Consider the following 18,794-nt stretch of genomic DNA (forward strand, 5'->3'; position numbering starts at 1 on the left):
TTATTCATGTGACACCATTCAACATACTCATCTGCCACGGGATGCGACCCGGCAGCGCATGATCGCATATTAGCTTTTTTATTGCCGAGACCGCTATTGCACTGCCATCTCAATCGCCTGATCGATATCAACTGAAACCAATCTCGACACACCGGCTTCCGCCATTGTAACACCGACCAATAAATCCATGGCTTCCATGGTAATTTTATTGTGGGTTATCACAATCATTTGACTGACTTCGGCGAGCGTTCGCAGGGTCTGGCAGTAGCGATCAACATTAGCATCATCCAATGGCGCATCAACCTCGTCAAGCATGCAAAACGGCGCCGGATGGAGTTTGAACAGCGAAAACAACAACGCCACCGCGGTTAACGCCTTTTCCCCGCCGGACAGCAGGTGAATATGACTGTTGCGCTTGCCCGGCGGTCGCGCCATGACGCCAATGCCCGCGCTCAGCAAATCGTCGCTGGTTAAGTAAAGTTCGGCCTTGCCGCCGCCAAATAGTTTTGGGAAAAATTCATTGAACCCCAGATTAATTTTATCAAAGGTCGCCTTAAATCGAGAACGGGATTCTCGATCAATCTTGCGCATGACGCTCTCAAGCGTGTCCAGAGCTTCGGTCAGATCGGCATGCTGCGCATCCAAGTATTTCATGCGCTCGCTGTCCTCGTCAAATTCTTCGATCGCAACCAGATTGACTGGCCCGATACGCGCAATTTTCAATTCGATTGCGGCGCGCGTCTCTTGCCACAGATCAACAGTTGCATCATCCGGAATCTCGGCTTCACATTCGCCAATGTTATATCCCAGCTCCTCAATGGATTCGGCTTGGGTGTCCCTGCGCACCCTGATTTCTTGCTTGGAAAGTTTGTGTTGGTCCAAAATTTCCCGGGCATCGTTAACCTGATCCATTTCGCCGGAGCGATTCGCATTTATCCGGATAATTTTGTTGTCAAAACCGGCCACCTTATCTTTAGAGGAGGAAAACCGCGCATCCAGGTCCAGTTTCTGTTCCAGCAGTTGGTCTAGTTCCGCCGCCAGTTCGGTAACCGATTCGCTGGGCTTATTGCCCGGTTCAGTCAATTCCAATAAACGTAAATCGGACTGTTCGACTTCCTGCCGAAGACGTGTCATATTTTCCCGGATAGATTCAATGCTGGCTTCCAACCGCTGTTTTTGCAGCTCTTTTTCGTGAAGCTTTTCCCGCTCCCGGCTAACCGCGTTACGATTTTCCACAACCTGCGCATTTAAATGATCACGCCGTTGAATCAGCTTTTCGCGTTGTTGATCAAGACTTCCGGTTTGCTGCGCCGCGGTTTCCAGTAACGCTTCTGCATTTTCAATTTCATTGCGGTCGCCCTGCATTTGTGTCAGCACATCTTCGAGTTCGCCGGTTTGTTTGTCTATTTTTGCCTGAGCTTCCAAATACTGCGCCTCCTCACGACCAAATCGATTATGCCAGGATGACATATCGCTGCGCAAAGCATTCAATGCAACGCGTTGCGCCTGCACTTTGGATTCAAGCTCAGTGCGCTGATCATCCCAATCTTCGATTTCTTGATCGGCGCGTTCCACCAACTGAATGATTTCCAACCGGCGTTGTTGTAACTGGCTGATTTCCTCTTCCCTAACCAAAACGCCTGTTTCCAACTGGCTGTGGCTGGCAAACGCGACCCAGTTCGCGCCGACCAGCACACCCTTCCGAGTCACAACACACTCTCGGCCAATAAGCGCCGCTTGATGCGCCATGGCATGCTCCAGAGATTCCGCAACATAAATTCCCGCAAGCAGTGGAGACAGATTCGCGTTTTCGACCTGAATCTTATCGATTAGCCTGGGCAATTCTATTTTGTCCTGAGACACATCAACCTGAGACACATCAACCCGCGACACATCAACCTGAGCCCCCTCAATCGAAGCGCTGGCAATCAATGACAGCCCGAAATTTGGCGGGTTGCGCACTAGGTCGAGCGTAATTTTCTCGGCGCAAATGGCCCCGAGAAAACCGTTCAAAACTCGATCCACGGCGCGCTGCCATCCTTCCGATACTTTGATATTTCCGGCTAATTTCGGCGCATCTCCCAAACCACTGTCGCCGAGCCAGGATTCCAGCACATCATTATCCACGCCCAGCGCGGCATTTTGAATTTCCTGTAGTGATTCCAAGCGAGAGACAACTTCCTGTAATTGAGTTCTGGCGTTAGCAGCGTGGTCGCGCTTATCTTCCAGTTCCGCCGAGAGCTGTTTTATCGCGGCCTCGGACGCCTGAAACCGCTTTTCCGCTTCGGCATATTGCTTGTCGCGGTTTGCCACTTCGCGCCGCAATGCTTCAATATCCATGACTGAAACCTGCTGTGTTGAAGCCGTTATTTGCTGTTCGAGTTTTTCCTTGTTGTGCGACCCGCGTTTTAAGTGTTGCTCAAGATACTCGATTCGAGATTTTTGGATTTCCATCTGTTGGGCAGGCGCGCGCGATTGCTCGCTAAACGCCTCCATTTCAGTTAACCAATCCTGCAATACCTTTTCGGCCGCAACTAACTTGATTTCAACCTCATTGCTTATCGACCGCAGGGCTTCCAGTTGCGGCAGATTTTTCTCAAGCTGTTCGCGCAAAAGAATTTCTTTTTGCCTATCCGATTCAGTTTGCCGCCGCCGCTCAACCTGACTCGCATTGAGTCGATCCAATTCTTCTGTTTGTGATGTTTGAGTTTCGTGCTGGTATTCAATGCGTTGTTCGAGGTTGGAAATATCGGCGCCCGCTCGATAAAACGCTTGCTGTATTTGATTGTTTTCTTCGTGGGATTCCGCCTGCTGTGCACGTAAAGTTTCCAGTTCGGCTTCGGTTTGCCGTTGGGATGCCATGGCGGCTTGCAACGTGTTTTCAAGTTTCGCGGTTATGCGGTCTTGCTCGACTAATTGCGCATCCAGATCATGCAGCCGCAATATCTGTAGTTGACCGTTTATTTGTCGCTCTTGTTCCTTTAAATTTTTATATCGGCTTGCAGATGCCGCCTGTCTTTTTAATCTGCGTAGTTGTTTTCCGAGTTGGTCGCGAATATCTGAAACCCGGTCCAGGTTTTCCCGAGTGCGCGCGATTCTGGTTTCGGTTTCGTGCCGTCGATCCTTGTACTTTAACGTGCCTGCCGCTTCTTCCACAAATGCGCGTAAATCTTCAGGTCTGGCTTCAACAATTCGGCTCACCATGCCTTGTTCAATTATCGAATAGGATCGGGGTCCCAGTCCAGTACCCCGAAACAGATCTAAAACATCCCGACGCCTGGTTTTCAAGTTGTTAATGGCATAGATAGAATGTCCATCCCGGGTCAGGGTTCGTTTAACCGAAATCTCAGCGAATTGCCCGTAGTTGCCGGGTGCGCGACCATCGCTATTATCGAAAATCAGCTCAACAGCGGCCTTGCCCACAGGTTTTCGTGCCGATGAGCCATTGAAAATAACATCCGCCATGTTGTCGCCGCGAAGCATTTTCGCGGAAGATTCTCCCATCACCCAACGCACCGCATCAATGACATTGGATTTTCCGCATCCATTCGGTCCAACTACGCCAACCAGGCGGGCAGGAAAACGGATACCGGTTGAATCAACAAATGATTTAAACCCTGATACCTGTAACTTCTTAAGCCGCATTCAGTTTATTATTAACTTGTTTTTTAAACAACGAGTTAGCGACGATTGTTACACTAACTTATTGAAATTTATTGATATTCACGGAAAGCCGATTATACTTCATGGATTGGAACGGGTTAAGGAAAGTGACAATTATTTTTTGCTGCCCGGCGACTGCCTTGCTGGTGATGGACCTGAAGTGATGGACCTGAAGTTCAAATGTCGCGCTGACAGGATGTCATGATAACTGGAATGAGCGACCGCTAATAGAACGATGCAAAATCCACCGGCATCAGGTCCAGGTACATCGCCGCTTAGGTTGCCTTGGCGCGGAAATTATGACAGTTCGGGTCCCATATGATGCATGGCTTCCGGTTCGTTTTCTCCAACCGAAATCAATGGCTGCCATTTCACTTTCCTTAACTTCCATTCGCCGCTGTCGCGGTCGTAGGTGGAATTGACAAAGCATTTCCATTCGTCATCATTGATTGCCTGATAGTCCGCTCGATAATAGTATCCTGGATAACGAGTCTCTTGGCGAAACTTGATGTGTTGCATGTGTGCTTCGGCGGCGATGATGCGGTGGTAGTTTTCCCAGGCGCGCAACAACTCGTGCAAATCCTTAGCGCGCATCTTCAATGAATCCTCTTTAAGCATTTTCATCTTGCGTTCGGCCACCTTTAGCATTGGCTCGTTGGTTTGATACCAGGTGGACACGCCGGCGACATATTCGTCCATGATCTTCTGCAATCGGAACTGCAGCATCTTCGGGGTAATATAGTGCGGATTGATGTCGATGGCAGTGGTGTAATCCTTATGTTCGAGAAAGGTGCGAACCGGCCGGTATATTTCATCCACAAGTTGTTCCGTGGTGCGCGACAGTTCAGGCTTGAGGTCAGGATTATCGAGACAATATTGAACCATGCTCTTCGCCACCATTCGTCCTTCGGTGAACGAGCCGGACGAGAATTTATGCCCGGACGCGCCGACGCCGTCGCCGGCCGTGAACAAGCCGTTTATCGTGGTCATTCTGTTATAGCCCCAGTGATAATGGTCGGGCGTGCCGGGCAGATCGTCCGGACCTGAACACCATAGTCCCGCGCAACCGGCATGCGACCCCAGCAAATAAGGCTCGGTCGGCATTAACTCAGACATCTGCTTGTCCGGCTCAATGTTCTCTCCAGCCCAAACACCACATTGGCTGATGGTCATATCCAGAAAATCCTCCCACGCTTCGGCTTCCAAGTGCTTGATTTCCTTCGGCGTCATGCTCTCCGCCAGTTTTGCCATCGCGGTTGGCGTGTCCAGAAAAATGGGGCCTCGGCCTTCTTTCATTTCAATCATCATCAAGTGATTTCGCAGGCAGGTTCCCATGGCGAATCCGACCGCGTATTTGTCATAGCCGTGGTCTTTCAATAAGTCGTAGTTTTTCTCCTGATAGTCCTCGCCAAACGCATTCATCGCCTTGGCCTTGAACAACAGAAACCAGGCGCCGACCGGCCCGTAGCCGTCCTTGAACCGGGCTGGCACAAAGCGGTTCTCCATCAAGGTCAGCTCGGCGCCACATTCCGCCGCCATCGCATAAGTCGAACCGGAATTCCACACCGGATACCAAGCACGGCCGGTGCCTTCGCCGATCGAGCGCGGCCGGAAAATGTTTACCGCCCCGCCAGCCGCGATCAAACAAGTTTTGCACTTGTAAATATAAACCTTGTTTTCCCTGACCGAAAATCCGGCTGCGCCAGCGATTCTGCCAGGGTCATTTTTATCCGTCATTAAACGGACGATAAATATGCGCTCTTGAATATTTTCGATGCCCAACGCTTTTTTGGCGGCCTCGGCAACGATCCATTTATACGACTCGCCGTTGATCATGATTTGCCAGCGACCGGAACGCACCGGCTTGCCGCCGTCGCGCAATTTCTTGCCTTCATCGCCCTTTTGCTTCCAGATCGGCAAGCCCCAGTCCTCGAAGTTGTGCACCGAATCATCGACATGCCGCCCGACGTCGTAAACCAAATCTTCGCGCGTAATCCCCATTAAATCGCCGCGCACATAACGCACATAGTCGGCCGGGTCGTTCTCGCCCATGTAGGTATTGATGGCGGACAATCCCTGCGCCACTGCGCCGGAACGATCCATCGCCGCCTTATCCACCAACTTGATTTTCAAACCGCTCCCTTTCGCCCATTTCGGAATTTCGAATGCGGTGCCGCAACACGCCATGCCGCCGCCAATCAGGAGGATATCGACTTCCTCTTCGACTACTTCAGGACTTGCACATATATCTTCAGACATTGATTCGCCTATTGACAGTGAACTTGGTTGCCAACGATATAACTCAGTTCGCCAAGAACTGACCCATATCGCAGTCATGTATGTCGTCGGTGAACAACTTGGCGTGGTTGGCGAGGTCGTTCATGTCGGCGTCCGGTTTGCCGACGAACGGTTCGGCGGCGCCTTCCGGGGTGGTGCGGGTGGGAAACTTGAAACGCTTCAAGGTGCCGTTGCGGAACTTAATGGTCCACATGATGGACTCGGTGCCGCGCAACGGCTGCACCATCGCGCCGAGCGGCACGACATCGGCGTAGTGGCGACATTCAATCGCCTGTTGCGGGCAAATTTTCACGCATGCATAACACTCCCAGCATTGCTCCGGCTCCTGGTTATACGCCTTCATCGCGTGGCCGGTATCAGTGCCGTCCTTGTCGAGTTTCATCAGGTCGTGCGGACAGATATAGACGCAGGCGGTTTTGTCCTGGCCCTTGCAGCCATCGCATTTATCGGTACGAACATAAGTCGGCATGGATGGTCTCCTCGCAGGTCTTGGTTGTGTGGTTAAGGGGCGAACGAACAGGTGCAGTGGAGAATAACCGCTCGCGGCGGGAAAAGCAATTGGATGTCCGGGTTCACCACATATAAGACAAAATCAGGTAGCCGGAAGTGAGGCTTCAGCCTCGCCAAGCCATTGCAGATTGCGGGACTGCGGTCATATGATTGGATACGCAGGCTTTATTTTTATCCTCTTATTCGTCTCATTTGTGTCTGAGCCCGGACATTGGATATTCCGCGCGCGGTTGATGCGTCAGCGCGATGACGCTGAGGCGGCGACTCGGCGGCGGCGACCCCGGCGGTCGTGTCATGATCATTGGCGGCTTGGCTTGACCAACAAGAATAATCCTAAGAATATCATCGGGATACTCAACACTTGGCCCATGGTCACCCAGTCCAGCGCCAACGTGCCGATATGCCCATCCGGCTCGCGAAAAAATTCGGCGATGAAACGCAACACGCCATAGCCCAAGAGAAACAATCCACAAACGCGGCCGGGCCGCCGTTGTTTGGATGAATACCACCAAATAATGATGAACAGCAGCAACCCCTCAAGCGCGGCTTCGTACAACTGCGACGGGTGGCGCGGCGACCCTGGCGCGGTATAGAACAACACCCCCCACGGCGCATCCGTGACCTTGCCCCATAACTCCTGGTTGATGAAATTTCCAATCCGGCCAAAAAACAATCCCGGCGGAATCAAGGGCGCCAAAAAATCCGCCACCGCCAAAAACCCGCGGTCGGTCTTGCGGGCATAATACCAGAGCGCGGCAATCACGCCGAGCAAGCCGCCGTGAAATGACATACCGCCGTCCCAAATAGCAATAATATCCAGGGGACTGGAGAGATAAAAACTCAAATTATAAAACAGCACATAACCCAATCGACCGCCGACGACGACGCCCACGGCGATATAAAAAACCAGGTCAAGCACCTCATCTTCCCGCCATGCCCCGCCACCATTGCCCCCGCCATTGCCGCTGCGCCGCGCCCGGTATCGCCCCAGCACTATGCCGGCCGCGAAGCCGGCGAGATACATCAAGCCATACCAATGAATGGCTAGCGGGCCGATGGACAGCGCCACCGGATCAAAATTAGGATGTACAATCACGATTAAACTTGTTTGCGACTCAAAGCGGAAAATGATTGACTCTCTACGCTTTAGCCAAGTGATATTGGGCGATACTGGGTGATACTGGGCAACGAATTGTAACTGATTAACTTCAGACTCCTTAAATTAAGTTCACGAATATTGATGATATGCCGAACCAGTTAATCCACCAAACCAGCCCTTATCTGCTGCAACACGCTAACAATCCGGTGGATTGGCATGCCTGGACTGAGCCCGCGCTCGCTGCGGCGCGTGCGCAAAACAAGCCGATACTGTTGTCCATCGGCTATGCCGCGTGTCATTGGTGTCATGTCATGGAACGCGAGAGTTTCGAGAATGACGCCATCGCCGAAATCATGAACAAACATTTTGTATGCATTAAAGTAGACCGGGAAGAACGCCCCGACCTGGACAAAATCTACCAGATCGCGCATCAGATGCTGACCCAAAGACCCGGCGGCTGGCCCCTGACCATTGCATTGACGCCAGATGGCCACGCGCCCTTTTTCGCTGGCACTTATTTCCCGGCCGAGCCGCGTTATAACATGCCCGGCTTTGGCGAGTTGCTGGAAAAAATTTCGGCGCATTTCCATGAAAATTCTGAAAAACTGGCCGGCTACCATGTGTCGTTTAACCAAGCGTTGGAAAAACTTAACCCGCAATCCAGCGCAAGCAGGATACCCGACCCCTTGACCGCGCTTGCCCGCGCCACGTCGGCGCTGGCAAAACAATACGACCGCGAGTTCGGCGGCTTTGGCGATGCGCCCAAGTTCCCTCATCCCACCCAGTTGGAACTGTTGTTAGTTGTCGCAAGATATCCCAATCTGGCGAAGCAAACGCAATCGGCAGTGGCGGCATCGAAGACGGCCGCGCAAATGGCGCGCAACACGCTGACGCACATGGCGCAAGGCGGACTGTTCGACCATCTGGGCGGGGGATTTTTTCGCTACTCGGTGGATCGCAAATGGCAAATCCCGCATTTCGAGAAAATGCTGTATGACAACGCGCAATTATTGAACTTGTACTGCGATGGCTATCGTTTGTTCGGGGACGCGCAATACGCCGATGCGGCGATGGCGACGGCGCAGTGGGTTGCGGTCGATATGCAGCAGCCCGATGGCGGCTATGCGTCAACCCTGGACGCCGACTCCGAGGGCGAGGAAGGAAAATACTATGTTTGGAGCGAAACCGATTTGCGCGCGATTCTGGCTCAAGACGAGTATGCACTATTGGAAAATTATTTTGGGTTATATGGCGAAGCGAATTTTGAAGGAAGTTGGCATTTCAACATGAACCCGGAAATGAGCCCGGAAACCGATTTGGAGTCATCGGCGCGCCATGCCGAAAAAACATTGCACGCGGCAAAATCGAAGTTGCTGAAAATTCGCGATGCGCGCATACGCCCCGGGCTTGATGATAAAATTTTATCCGCCTGGAATGGATTGATGATCAAGGGCATGGCAAAGGCCGGGCGAGTTTTGGCGCAGCCTGAGTTTATCCAATCGGCGCAAATCGCCGCGGATTTCGTGCGCGAGAACATGTGGCAGGATGCCAAAGCCGACAGGTCGCAGGCAGGGCGAATGTTGGCCGCATACAGCCAGGGCAAAGCGCATTTAAATGGCTATCTGGACGATTACGCATTTATGCTGGACGGGCTGATCGAACTGCTCGAATCGAGTTGGCGCAGTGCCGACCTTGAATTCGCCACCGCCATTTGCGATGCCATGCTGGCGCGCTTTGAAGACCGGGAAAACGGTGGCTTCTTCTTCACCTCGCACGACCACGAAAAGTTGTTGTGCCGCCAAAAATACGGCGCCGATGACGCCATTCCGTCGGGCAATGGCGCCGCCATTTTGGGCTTGCTGAAACTGGGCAACCTGCTGGGAGAGCCGAAATACTTGCGCAGCGCCGAAGCCGCGCTGTCCTTGTTCGCCGATGATTTAGAACGCCATCCTTCGGTGAACGGCTTGATGACCATCGCGCTGCAGCACCTCGGCGACCAACACGCGACCGTCATTATCCGCGGCGGCGATGCGTCTGACCAAAGTACGTCTGTTGAACAATGGATGCAATTTTGCTATGACCAATATCAACCACTGACCCATATTTTCGCGATTGAAAAAGACGCAAAAAACCTGCCGCCGACCCTGGCATTACGCAAAGCCGGGAAAACAACAACCGCGTATATTTGCCGAGGCAGCCACTGCACCCCGCCAATAACTTCCTTACGGGCGCTGCAAAAACAGTTCGGCGCGACGTGACTCGTGAAGTTGTCGCGGTGGTCGGCACGACATATATATATGTGTCGGCGTCGCTGTCGTGGTCACCGCTGCGTCGTCGCGACCATCCGCGACGGTCGGATGTAGGGACAGGTCGCGACCTGTCCCTACGGCGTGAATCCGTCACCGTTGCATCGGCGGCGCCATTCCCCTTTGCCCGTCATTCCAACGGAAGAACGTCACCCCTGTGAAAACAGGGGTTGAAAAAAATCGCCAAGAGCGATTTTTCGCGAGCAAAGCGAGTTCGCAAGAACGCGTATCAGGGACGATACGCGCAAAACTTCGCCAGGAGCGATTTTTCGCGAGCAAAGCGAGTTCGTAAGAACGCGTATCAGGGACGATACGCGCAAAACTTCGCCAGGAGCGATTTTTCGCGAGCAAAGCGAGTTCGTAAGAACGCGTATCAGGGACGATACGCGCAAAACTTCGCCAAGAGCGATTTTTCGCGAGCAAAGCGAGTTCGTAAGAACGCGTATCAGGGACGATACGCGCAAAACTTCGCCCGCAGCGATTTTTCACGCAAGCCCCGAAGGGGTGAGTATCAGGGATGATACGAATAATCCAGGCAAACATGCGCGGCGGAGTGTGACGACGATGACACATTAATATGTGTCTGTGATGACCACCGTCGTTGCCACCACCGTGATTGCGTCGCCACATCAATGATTCGGCGGTTTCTGCTTTTGCATAATAATATCCCAAACGCCATGACCCAATCGCCGCCCGCGTTTTTCGAATTTGGTTTCGGGGCGCGGCGGCGGATGCGGCGAGAAGTTGCCGCTACCGGCGACATTGACCAGCGCCGACGATTCCAGTTTGCCCATAGCCTCATCGGCATAATCGCGCCAATCCGTAGCGTAGTGAAAAATGCCGCCGGGCTCGAGTTTGTTTGCCACCAAGTCGATAAAGGGCGGTTGCACTATTCTGCGCTTGTGATGTTTTTTCTTGGGCCAGGGATCCGGGAAAAACAAACATATTTTGGCCAATGATTGGTCTCTAATCGCCTTATTCAGAACATCAATCGCGTCCGCGCAAAATATTTTCACATTGGTCAGGTTATGGCGATGTATTTGCATCAGCACATGCCCGATTCCCGGTCGATGCACTTCCACGCCGATAAAATTTTGGCCTGGATTTTCCTGCGCCATTTCCAACAAAGCCTTGCCGTCGCCAAATCCAATCTCCAACAGGGTCGGCGCTGAGCGCCCGAATATGTACTGCAAGTCGGCCCGCTCATCCGTCAGTTCATCCGTCAGTTCATCCACGGACAAACCGTAGGCTGGCCATAACTCGTGCAAGGCGCGTTGTTGGCCTTTGGTCAGCTTGCCGCCGCGCAGCGTGAAACTTCTTATCGGTTTTGTCGGTCTATGAACTTGATTCATGCTATTCGGAGAAGGCTGGACTGCGGTATAATATCAAATCATGCTAATCAATTTGCAAGGTAAGTTATATGCATAGCGGAAGAGATGTCTATTTGATTGACGGCAGTCGCACGCCGTTCCTTAAAGCCGCGGGCCAGCCGGGGAAGTTTAAGGCCGCGGATTTAGCGGTCGCCGCCGGACGGCCGTTGATTACCCGCCAACCGTTTCGCGCAACCGATTTTGACGAAATTATCTTGGGCTGCGTCGCGCCCACTGCGGATGAAGCCAACATCGCGCGCATCGTGTCGTTGCGGCTGGGATGCGGCGAATCCACGCCGGCCTGGACGGTCGCCAGAAATTGCGCCAGTGGTATGCAAGCGCTGGATTCCGCGGCGACCAATATTGCGCTGGGCCGATCTGATCTGGCGCTGGCCGGTGGCACCGAGTCCATGAGCCACACCCCGGTGTTATTTTCCACGGAATTTGTCGCGTGGTTGGGGCGTTGGGCTAAAGCAAAAACGATTCCAAGCAAATTAAAAACCCTGACCACGCTCAAGCCCTCCTGCCTGGTGCCCATCATCGGATTATTGAGAGGATTAACCGACCCGATATGCGGCCTGTCCATGGGCCAAACCGCGGAGAAAATCGCATACCGCTTCGGCATCACGCGAGAGGCCATGGACGCGTTTGCAGTGCGCAGTCATCAACGCCTCGCCGCGGCCGCCGATGAACAAAAATTTGCCGGGGAACTGGAAACCATTTATGACAACGACGGCAACAGTTACCACGAAGACGATGGGCTGCGGCGGGATTCTACGGTGGAAAAACTGGCGAAACTACGCCCGGTATTTGACCGCCCGACCGGGCGCGTGACCGCCGGCAACAGCGCGCAAATCACCGATGGCTGCGCCTGGTTAATACTGGCCAGCGAGGTCGCGGTCAATAAGTATGGCTTAATACCCCGCGCCCAAATAATCGATAGCCAATGGGCCGGGGTCGATCCGACGCAAATGGGTTTGGGGCCGGTGCATGCCAGCACCCCGATTCTGCAACGACATTCCTTGCGGCTTGATGAGGTCGATTACTGGGAAATTAATGAGGCTTTCGCCGGCCAGGTTTTGGGTTGCCTGGCGGCCTGGAACTCGGAACAATATTGCAAGAATGAACTCGGACTCGACAGTACCATGGGCGAGTTGGATCAGGATCGCCTTAATCTTGATGGCGGCGGCGTGAGCATGGGACATCCGGTTGGGGCAAGCGGCGCCCGAATTGTGCTGCATGCATTGCATGTGCTGGAGCGCAATCAATGGCAACGGGCCATGGCGACCTTATGTATCGGCGGCGGCCAGGGCGGCGCGATGTTGATTCAACGCAGCGCGCCGTAACCGTCATGTCATAACCGTCACGTTATAATCATGAGGCGAACCATAACGCATCAAATCTTTATCGAAAATTAAAATGGCAAAATTCAAAAACTGGACGATTGAGGAACGGGACAACCTTTGCGTTTTGACCCTTGACCTGCCAAAACAGCGTCAAAATGTACTCTCTTCCGCAGTGATGTCGGAACTGGATCAGGCGCTGGACGAAGTCGAAAAACTCGATGTCAAGGGGTTGATCGTGAAATCCGCAAAGGCGGCCGGCTTTATCGTCGGCGCCGATGTCAGCGAGTTTCAACACATGGAAACCGAGCAACAATCTGCTGAATTCGTGCAATTTTCCAACCGGATCATCAACCGAATTGAATCGTTGACGATACCGTCGGTGGCCATGATCAACGGTCATTGCTTGGGCGGCGGCCTGGAGCTGGCGCTGGCCTGCGACTATCGCGTGGCCACGGATGAAGCGGCAATCAGGATAGGATTGCCGGAAGTGAAATTAGGTATTCATCCCGGTTTTGGCGGCACCGTCAGGCTCATCGAAATCATTGGCGTGCGATTGGCGATGGATCTTATCCTCAGCGGTCGCACGGTTATTCCGTATGTCGCCAAGAAAATGGGCATTATTGATCTTTGCGTTCCCCAACGACAACTTGAACGGGCCGCGGAATTTGTCATTGATAAAAAACCGCCGCCAAAACGCGCCGGCACATTAGACAAAATACTCAGCCTCGGCGCAGCGCGAAATTTGATCGCGCTGTATCTAAAAAGACAGGTTCGCGCCAAAGCAAAAGAAACGCATTACCCCGCGCCTTACGCCGTCATCGAGTTATGGAAAGAGCATGGCGGTAATCGTGAGGCCATGCTCCAGGCCGAACAGCAATCCATAGCAAAATTATTGACCACAACCACAGCAAGGAATCTGGTCAAGGTTTTCTTTGTTCATGAACAACTCAAGGCAATCGGCAAGTCGGGCGGTGAATCGGGAAAGGGTAAATCGAGAATGAGTGAATCGGGAATGAGTAAATCGGGAATGAGTAAATCATGGCGCGATGAAAATTTCCAGCACGTTCATATCATCGGCGCCGGCGTCATGGGCGGAGATATCGCCGCATGGTGCGCATTGCGTGGTTTGACGGTAACACTCCACGATCGCAGTGCTGAAGCCCTGGCCCGGGCAACAAAACGCGCCTATCAGTTGTTTGCAAGGCAGTTGCGGCAACCGCGACTGGTCGAACGCGCGATGGATCGATTCCAGCAAGATGCGGCCGGCAACGGCGCTGCCAACGCGGATGTCATCATCGAAGCCATCTTCGAAAATGCCGAGGCGAAAATCGGCGTGTTTTCGGAGATGGCAAAAGCGGCAAAGCCCGACGCCATTCTGGCAACCAACACCTCGAGTATCCCATTGGAAACGATTAGCGCCGCCCTGCCCAAGCCCGGCCGATTGGTGGGGCTGCATTTTTTCAATCCCGTGGCGAAGATGCAGTTGATTGAAATTGTCCGTGGCGAAAAAACCTATGCAAAAGCGGCCGCGCACGCGGCCGCTTTTGCGCACCGCATCGGACGACTGCCCATTCCTGTAAAAAGCAGCCCGGGATTTTTGGTCAATCGGGTGTTAATGCCGTACACGCTGGAAGCGGTGGAGTTGCTGAAAGAGGGGCGTCCGGCAGCGTTGATTGACAAGGTTGCCACGGATTTTGGCATGCCGATGGGACCGATCACGCTGGCCGATACCGTGGGCTTGGATATTTGCCTTCAAGTCGGCGAAAATTTGACCAAAAGTTTTGGCGGCGAGATTCCTGAATTGCTGAAGCAAAAAGTCAATGACGGACATTTAGGCAAAAAAACCGGACAGGGATTTTATATCTGGGAAAACGGCAGACCCAAAAAAGATTGGTTCGCAAAAGGCATGACATTGAGCCGGCAAGTCGATGACATTGAAGACCGTTTGGTTTTTCGGTATTTGAATGAATGTATTGCCTGCCTGCATGAAGGCATCGTGGAAAACCGATCTCAGCTGGATGCGGCGCTGATATTCGGAACCGGGTTCGCGCCATTTACGGGCGGCCCGATTAATCACATCACCGACCAGCAACCGGCGGTGATGCTGGATCGATTAAAGCGGCTGCACAACCGCTACGGCGATCGATTCAACCCTTCCAGCGGTTGGGAAGAATTTGCCAATACAAATTTGCCATAAAAAAATTTAGGTTCAAGATACTTTAAGGTATAGTGAAATGATCACAACTAACTGTCCTATAAATGAAAAACAAGTATGTCATTCGTTGCCGAATTTCGGAGAATAAATTCAGGGCGATTCCTCGGCTGTTTTGCCTTGATATCGAGGCTTGCAAAGTCGCTCAAATCACTGGCAGGCGGAAAAAACCGCCCTCCCTGCCGTCATTCTCGCCGAAGGCGGGAATCCAGTTAAATATCTGTCACGCGTAGCGTGACTCTTTTTGGCATCCGGCTTTGCCAGACACAAACCGGCGGCTACGCCGCGATAATAAGGAGTTCGGCTACGCCGAACGGTTTAATAACTGGATTGCCCGGAACAAGCCGGGCAATGACGGCCCTTATTTGCCGGGCAATGACGACCCTTATTTGTCATTCTCGCCGCAGGCGGGAATCCAGAGTGGCGGCGTTAGCCGCCGGTTGTGTCACGCTTTGCGTGACAATTATTTACCATTGTCTTCTCAAAAGGACTCATTGCCTTCCGATTCACCATTGTCCCCCCAGCCCGTCATTCTCGCGCAGGCAGAAAAAACCGCCCTTCCTGCCGTCATTCTCGCCGAAGGCGGGAATCCAGTTAAATATCTGTCACGCGTAGCGTGACTCTTTTTAGCATCCGGCTTTGCCAGACACAAACCGGCGGCTTCGCCGCAAATGAGTTCGGCTACGCCGGACGGCATATTCCACTGGATTGCCCGGAACAAGCCGGGCAATGACGACTCTTATTTGTCATTCTCGCCGCAGGCGGGAATCCAGTTAAATATGTCGTCCGGCGTAGCCGGACTCCTTTGAAAGAGTGTGAGTTTCGCTTCCATATGCGCCACGAAAATGGGTGTCAATATCTGCTAAAATCTATCCGAAATCGACCGCTTAAAGTATCTTGAACCAAAATTTATGAACAGGGTTTATGATATGCCCCTAAACGCAGTTCAAATCCTTTATATTGCACGCATATAAATTCATTGGCGTCTCGTCGAAATGAACAGACCGCTCTCTCAGAAAATTACTCCTCAACAGTTAGCCGCAATTGATCAAGATATTAAGTCGGCCACGGGTATGCCCAATGCGGCATACACGGATCCAGAGTTCTTTGTGTTTGAGCGCGACCATGTTCTGGGCAGCAGTTGGGCCGCCCTGATGTTTTGCGTCGATTATAAAGAAGATAACACGGTCACCCCGATTGAATTCATGGGGCTGCCCCTGATCGTCATCAAAACCAAGCAAGGCAAAAACCAGCCAAGAAACCAACATGGAAACCAACCTGGAAACCAACCTGGCAGCATCAAAGTTTTTCACAACGTGTGCAGCCATCGCGGCAGAAAACTGGTCAGCGAACAAAAAAAAACCAACGGTATGATGGTGTGTCCCTACCACTGCTGGACCTACGACCTTAATGGCAAACTCTGCGCAACGCCCCACATCGGCGGCATCGGCATCCATCAGGCTGAAGGATTCCACCCGCAAAATAATGGCCTGAAGGAAATTCGTTCGCATATCTGGCTGGGGGTTTTGTTCATAAATTTGTCAGGCGACGCGCCCGAATTTACAGATTACGCCAGACCCATGCTGGAGCGCTATCATGGCCTGGTCGGCGAGCATGGATTTGACCAGATCGAATACGCGGATACCCATGGTCAAATAACCTTCTCTATCAATTGCAACTGGAAGCTGGCCATGGAAAATTTTTGCGAGGCCTACCATTTACCCTGGATTCATCCGAGTTTGAATGCCTATTCACCCTTGCAAAAGCATCATCATTTGTTTATCAGCGAGGATTTTGCCGGGCAACGCTCAACCAGCTTTGATCCCAGTATTACCGGCTGCGAAAGTTTTCCTGGATTTAATCATTGGCCGGAAGACCAGGCCGGATGTGCAGAATACCCGGCTTTCTACCCTAACCTAATGTTTGGTTTTCAAGAAAACCACCTGTTCATATTGATCGTCCACCCCATCGATATCGACAAGACTGACGAAGACGCGCGCCTGATTTACGTTAATCATGAAGCCGCGAATGGCGGCAAGTTTGAGTCCGCCAGAATCGCCAATCACGATGCCTGGAAGAAAGTATTTAGCGAAGATGTCACGGCGGTGGAAGGCTTGCAGCAGGGGAGACGATCATCAGGCTATAGCGGCGGCGTATTTTCGCCGGTGCAAGATGCGCCCACCTTGCATTTCCATCAATGGATAGCGCGGAAATATCGGGCCGGTTATAAGCGTCAATAGTTAGTCATCGGTCGGCTGGAATGGTTTGTTAGGTCTGTTTTTGCTTTAAGTGTTTTTTATCTAATAAAACATAAATAAATAATGCCGTTCCAAGCAGGGCTAACACAGATAAAATAATGGTTAAAGCGCTCATTCTATTTGACCTCTCTACTTTCAAGAAAATAACCAGTAATAAAAAAGATAAAAGAAACCCAACTGCCAATAAGATAATCAGAAACAGGTGTTAAGCCTGGCTTAACCAAAGGGGCAATCACCATTATAACTAAAATCGCTTTCGATATATCTTGACAAAACTTAGTTAAGTAATTTTTTTGGCTGTTGGTTTTAATTAACTTCCTTTTGAGGAATTATAACACGAAATTTTTGTATTTTCATCCGTTTGTCCTGACTTAATGCATATAAGACAAAATCGGGCAACCATCCGGTTTTGCGTTTAATTGCACGGCAACCGGGATTGATATATTCACTACTTTTAACTGGAGACATACGATGACAAAAAACAAACGATTACTGGCGGCGACCCTGGCGGTCGCTATCCTCGCCATCGCCACGACCGCCCTGTTGCACTACAATCGCGGGCGAACGAACGGCAGCGTCAAGATCGGTTTTGTGACCACATTAACCACGCCTGCAGGCGTTATTGGCGAAGATATGCAAAACGCGGTCAACCTTGCAGTGGAACACCTTGGCGGCAAAATGGCGGGGCGGGACATAGAGGTTATCTTTGAAGACGATGGCTTCAAGCCGGAAATCGGCAAGCAGAAGACCGACAAGTTGGTGAAGAAGGACGACGTGGATTTCGTCGCCGGTTTTATCTGGTCGCATGTTTTGCTTGCCTCTAGTAAAACAGTGCTCGACGCCGGCAAGTTTTTGATCAGCTCAAACGCCGGCCCTTCGCAGTTGGCGGGAGCCGGTTGTCATGCTAATTTCTTCTCCACTTCGTGGCAGAATGACCAGACGCCTATGGCCATGGGCGAGGTGCTTAATACTCGGGGGGTGAAATCTTTATACGTCATGGCGCCGAATTATGCGGCTGGAAAAAATATGGTGGCCGGGGTCGAACGAACTTTCAAGGGAAAGATAGTGGGCAAGGATATGACCAAGTGGGGCAAGGACAAACAGTTGGATTTCTCCGCCGAGTTAGCCAAAGCCAAAGCGTCGGGCGCCGACGGGCTGTTTATTTTCTACCCCGGCAGCGCCGGCGGCGCGTTCATCAAGCAATATCAACAAGCCGGATTGCGCGATGTTTTGCCGTTGTATAGCGTGTTCACGGTGGACTCCATCTCCTTGCCTAAATTCCAGGCCGCCAATATGGAAGGGGTCTTAGGCTCAAGCAGCACCATGTTCTGGGCGCCGGATTTGGACAACGCCGCCAACCATAAATTTGTCCGTGACTTTAAAGCCAAACATGGCAGATATCCTTCGTTTTACGCCGCGCAGTCGTATGACAGCATCATGCTCATCGACAGCGCGCTGCGCGCCACCGACGGCGATTTGGACGACCGGGACGCATTGCGCGCGGCGATGGAACAAGCCGATTACGCTTCGCTGCGCGGACTCTATCGTTACGGCAACAATCACTTCCCGATTCAAAACTTCTACTTGCGCGAAGTGGTGGCGGATGCCGACGGCAACTGGACCACCAGTATTGTTAGCACCATTTATGAAAACCATCAGGACACTTATGCGAGTGAGTGCGCGCTTTAGGGATTTGTTTAGTCAATAAATCCGACACGGAGCGCAGGGAAAT

13 protein-coding genes and 1 pseudogene are annotated in these 18,794 nt (G+C 52.1%); 7 read left to right on the plus strand and 7 right to left on the minus strand.

What is annotated here, in order from left to right:
- Positions 1-93: 93 nt before the first annotated feature.
- Positions 94-3,588 carry a chromosome segregation protein SMC gene (gene smc / locus ACP158_RS11730; protein WP_424948461.1) on the minus strand — a complete coding sequence of 1,165 codons (3,495 nt, stop codon included), beginning with the start codon at positions 3,586-3,588 and terminating at the stop codon, positions 94-96.
- On the opposite strand from smc, the gene ACP158_RS11735 reads away from it, so the two are divergent.
- Positions 3,524-3,868: a hypothetical protein gene (locus tag ACP158_RS11735; protein WP_424948493.1), complete on the plus strand. Its 345-nt coding sequence runs from the start codon at positions 3,524-3,526 to the stop codon at positions 3,866-3,868. The genes smc and ACP158_RS11735 overlap by 65 nt on opposite strands.
- Positions 3,869-3,960: 92 nt before the next feature.
- Here ACP158_RS11735 and aprA read toward each other — a convergent pair whose 3' ends face one another.
- From aprA to lgt, 3 genes are all read right to left on the minus strand, one after another.
- Positions 3,961-5,922, minus strand: coding sequence for an adenylyl-sulfate reductase subunit alpha (aprA, locus tag ACP158_RS11740; RefSeq protein WP_424946305.1), 1,962 nt, complete (start codon positions 5,920-5,922; stop codon positions 3,961-3,963).
- A 43-nt stretch (positions 5,923-5,965) separates the two neighbouring features.
- Positions 5,966-6,430 carry an adenylyl-sulfate reductase subunit beta gene (gene aprB, locus ACP158_RS11745; protein WP_424946306.1) on the minus strand — a complete coding sequence of 155 codons (465 nt, stop codon included), beginning with the start codon at positions 6,428-6,430 and terminating at the stop codon, positions 5,966-5,968.
- Positions 6,431-6,769: 339 nt separating this feature from the next.
- Positions 6,770-7,567, minus strand: coding sequence for a prolipoprotein diacylglyceryl transferase (gene lgt / locus ACP158_RS11750; protein WP_424946307.1), 798 nt, complete (start codon positions 7,565-7,567; stop codon positions 6,770-6,772).
- 149 nt (positions 7,568-7,716) lie between these two features.
- On the opposite strand from lgt, the gene ACP158_RS11755 reads away from it, so the two are divergent.
- Positions 7,717-9,828 carry a thioredoxin domain-containing protein gene (locus ACP158_RS11755; RefSeq protein ID WP_424946308.1) on the plus strand — a complete coding sequence of 704 codons (2,112 nt, stop codon included), beginning with the start codon at positions 7,717-7,719 and terminating at the stop codon, positions 9,826-9,828.
- Positions 9,829-9,969: 141 nt separating this feature from the next.
- On the opposite strand, the gene ACP158_RS11760 is transcribed toward ACP158_RS11755, so the two are convergent.
- Together ACP158_RS11760 and trmB are read right to left on the minus strand one after the other, a co-directional pair.
- Positions 9,970-10,419, minus strand: a complete 450-nt coding sequence (locus ACP158_RS11760; RefSeq protein WP_424946309.1) for a hypothetical protein — start codon at positions 10,417-10,419, stop codon at positions 9,970-9,972.
- A gap of 86 nt (positions 10,420-10,505) precedes the next feature.
- Positions 10,506-11,228, minus strand: a complete 723-nt coding sequence (gene trmB, locus ACP158_RS11765) for a tRNA (guanosine(46)-N7)-methyltransferase TrmB (protein WP_424946310.1) — start codon at positions 11,226-11,228, stop codon at positions 10,506-10,508.
- A gap of 68 nt (positions 11,229-11,296) precedes the next feature.
- Between trmB and ACP158_RS11770 the strand changes: the two genes are divergently transcribed.
- From ACP158_RS11770 to ACP158_RS11780, 3 genes and pseudogenes are all read left to right on the plus strand, one after another.
- Complete coding sequence (locus ACP158_RS11770) at positions 11,297-12,592, plus strand: acetyl-CoA C-acetyltransferase (protein WP_424946311.1); 1,296 nt, start codon at positions 11,297-11,299, stop codon at positions 12,590-12,592.
- 73 nt (positions 12,593-12,665) lie between these two features.
- Positions 12,666-14,789, plus strand: coding sequence for a 3-hydroxyacyl-CoA dehydrogenase NAD-binding domain-containing protein (locus tag ACP158_RS11775; RefSeq protein ID WP_424946312.1), 2,124 nt, complete (start codon positions 12,666-12,668; stop codon positions 14,787-14,789).
- 62 nt (positions 14,790-14,851) lie between these two features.
- Positions 14,852-14,959 (plus strand): annotated as a pseudogene (locus ACP158_RS11780) (IS1595 family transposase); the annotation flags it as partial.
- Positions 14,960-15,285: 326 nt separating this feature from the next.
- Here ACP158_RS11780 and ACP158_RS11785 read toward each other — a convergent pair.
- Positions 15,286-15,534, minus strand: a complete 249-nt coding sequence (locus ACP158_RS11785; RefSeq protein WP_424946313.1) for a hypothetical protein — start codon at positions 15,532-15,534, stop codon at positions 15,286-15,288.
- A 265-nt stretch (positions 15,535-15,799) separates the two neighbouring features.
- Here ACP158_RS11785 and ACP158_RS11790 point away from each other — a divergent pair, with 265 nt between their 5' ends.
- A complete protein-coding gene (locus tag ACP158_RS11790) occupies positions 15,800-17,044 on the plus strand; it encodes an aromatic ring-hydroxylating oxygenase subunit alpha (protein WP_424946314.1) in 1,245 nt (414 codons plus the stop codon).
- A gap of 489 nt (positions 17,045-17,533) precedes the next feature.
- A complete protein-coding gene (locus ACP158_RS11795; RefSeq protein WP_424946315.1) occupies positions 17,534-18,751 on the plus strand; it encodes an ABC transporter substrate-binding protein in 1,218 nt (405 codons plus the stop codon).
- The last annotated feature ends 43 nt before the right edge of the window (positions 18,752-18,794 follow it).

It is taken from the genome of Candidatus Spongiihabitans sp., from assembly GCF_965247905.1.
Classification (GTDB): Bacteria; Pseudomonadota; Gammaproteobacteria; order Arenicellales; family Poriferihabitantaceae; genus Spongiihabitans.

Excerpts from the sequence above, each read along its gene's own strand:
- ACP158_RS11760 (WP_424946309.1), bottom strand. The coding sequence starts at position 10,419 with ATGTTTGCCTGGATTATTCGTATCATCCCTGATACTCACCCCTTCGGG.
- ACP158_RS11770 (WP_424946311.1), top strand. The coding sequence starts at position 11,297 with ATGCATAGCGGAAGAGATGTCTATTTGATTGACGGCAGTCGCACGCCG.
- ACP158_RS11735 (WP_424948493.1), top strand. The coding sequence starts at position 3,524 with ATGACATTGGATTTTCCGCATCCATTCGGTCCAACTACGCCAACCAGG.
- ACP158_RS11775 (WP_424946312.1), top strand. The coding sequence starts at position 12,666 with ATGGCAAAATTCAAAAACTGGACGATTGAGGAACGGGACAACCTTTGC.
- ACP158_RS11755 (WP_424946308.1), top strand. The coding sequence starts at position 7,717 with ATGCCGAACCAGTTAATCCACCAAACCAGCCCTTATCTGCTGCAACAC.
- aprB (WP_424946306.1), bottom strand. The coding sequence starts at position 6,430 with ATGCCGACTTATGTTCGTACCGATAAATGCGATGGCTGCAAGGGCCAG.
- ACP158_RS11795 (WP_424946315.1), top strand. The coding sequence starts at position 17,534 with ATGACAAAAAACAAACGATTACTGGCGGCGACCCTGGCGGTCGCTATC.
- trmB (WP_424946310.1), bottom strand. The coding sequence starts at position 11,228 with ATGAATCAAGTTCATAGACCGACAAAACCGATAAGAAGTTTCACGCTG.
- ACP158_RS11790 (WP_424946314.1), top strand. The coding sequence starts at position 15,800 with ATGAACAGACCGCTCTCTCAGAAAATTACTCCTCAACAGTTAGCCGCA.
- aprA (WP_424946305.1), bottom strand. The coding sequence starts at position 5,922 with ATGTCTGAAGATATATGTGCAAGTCCTGAAGTAGTCGAAGAGGAAGTC.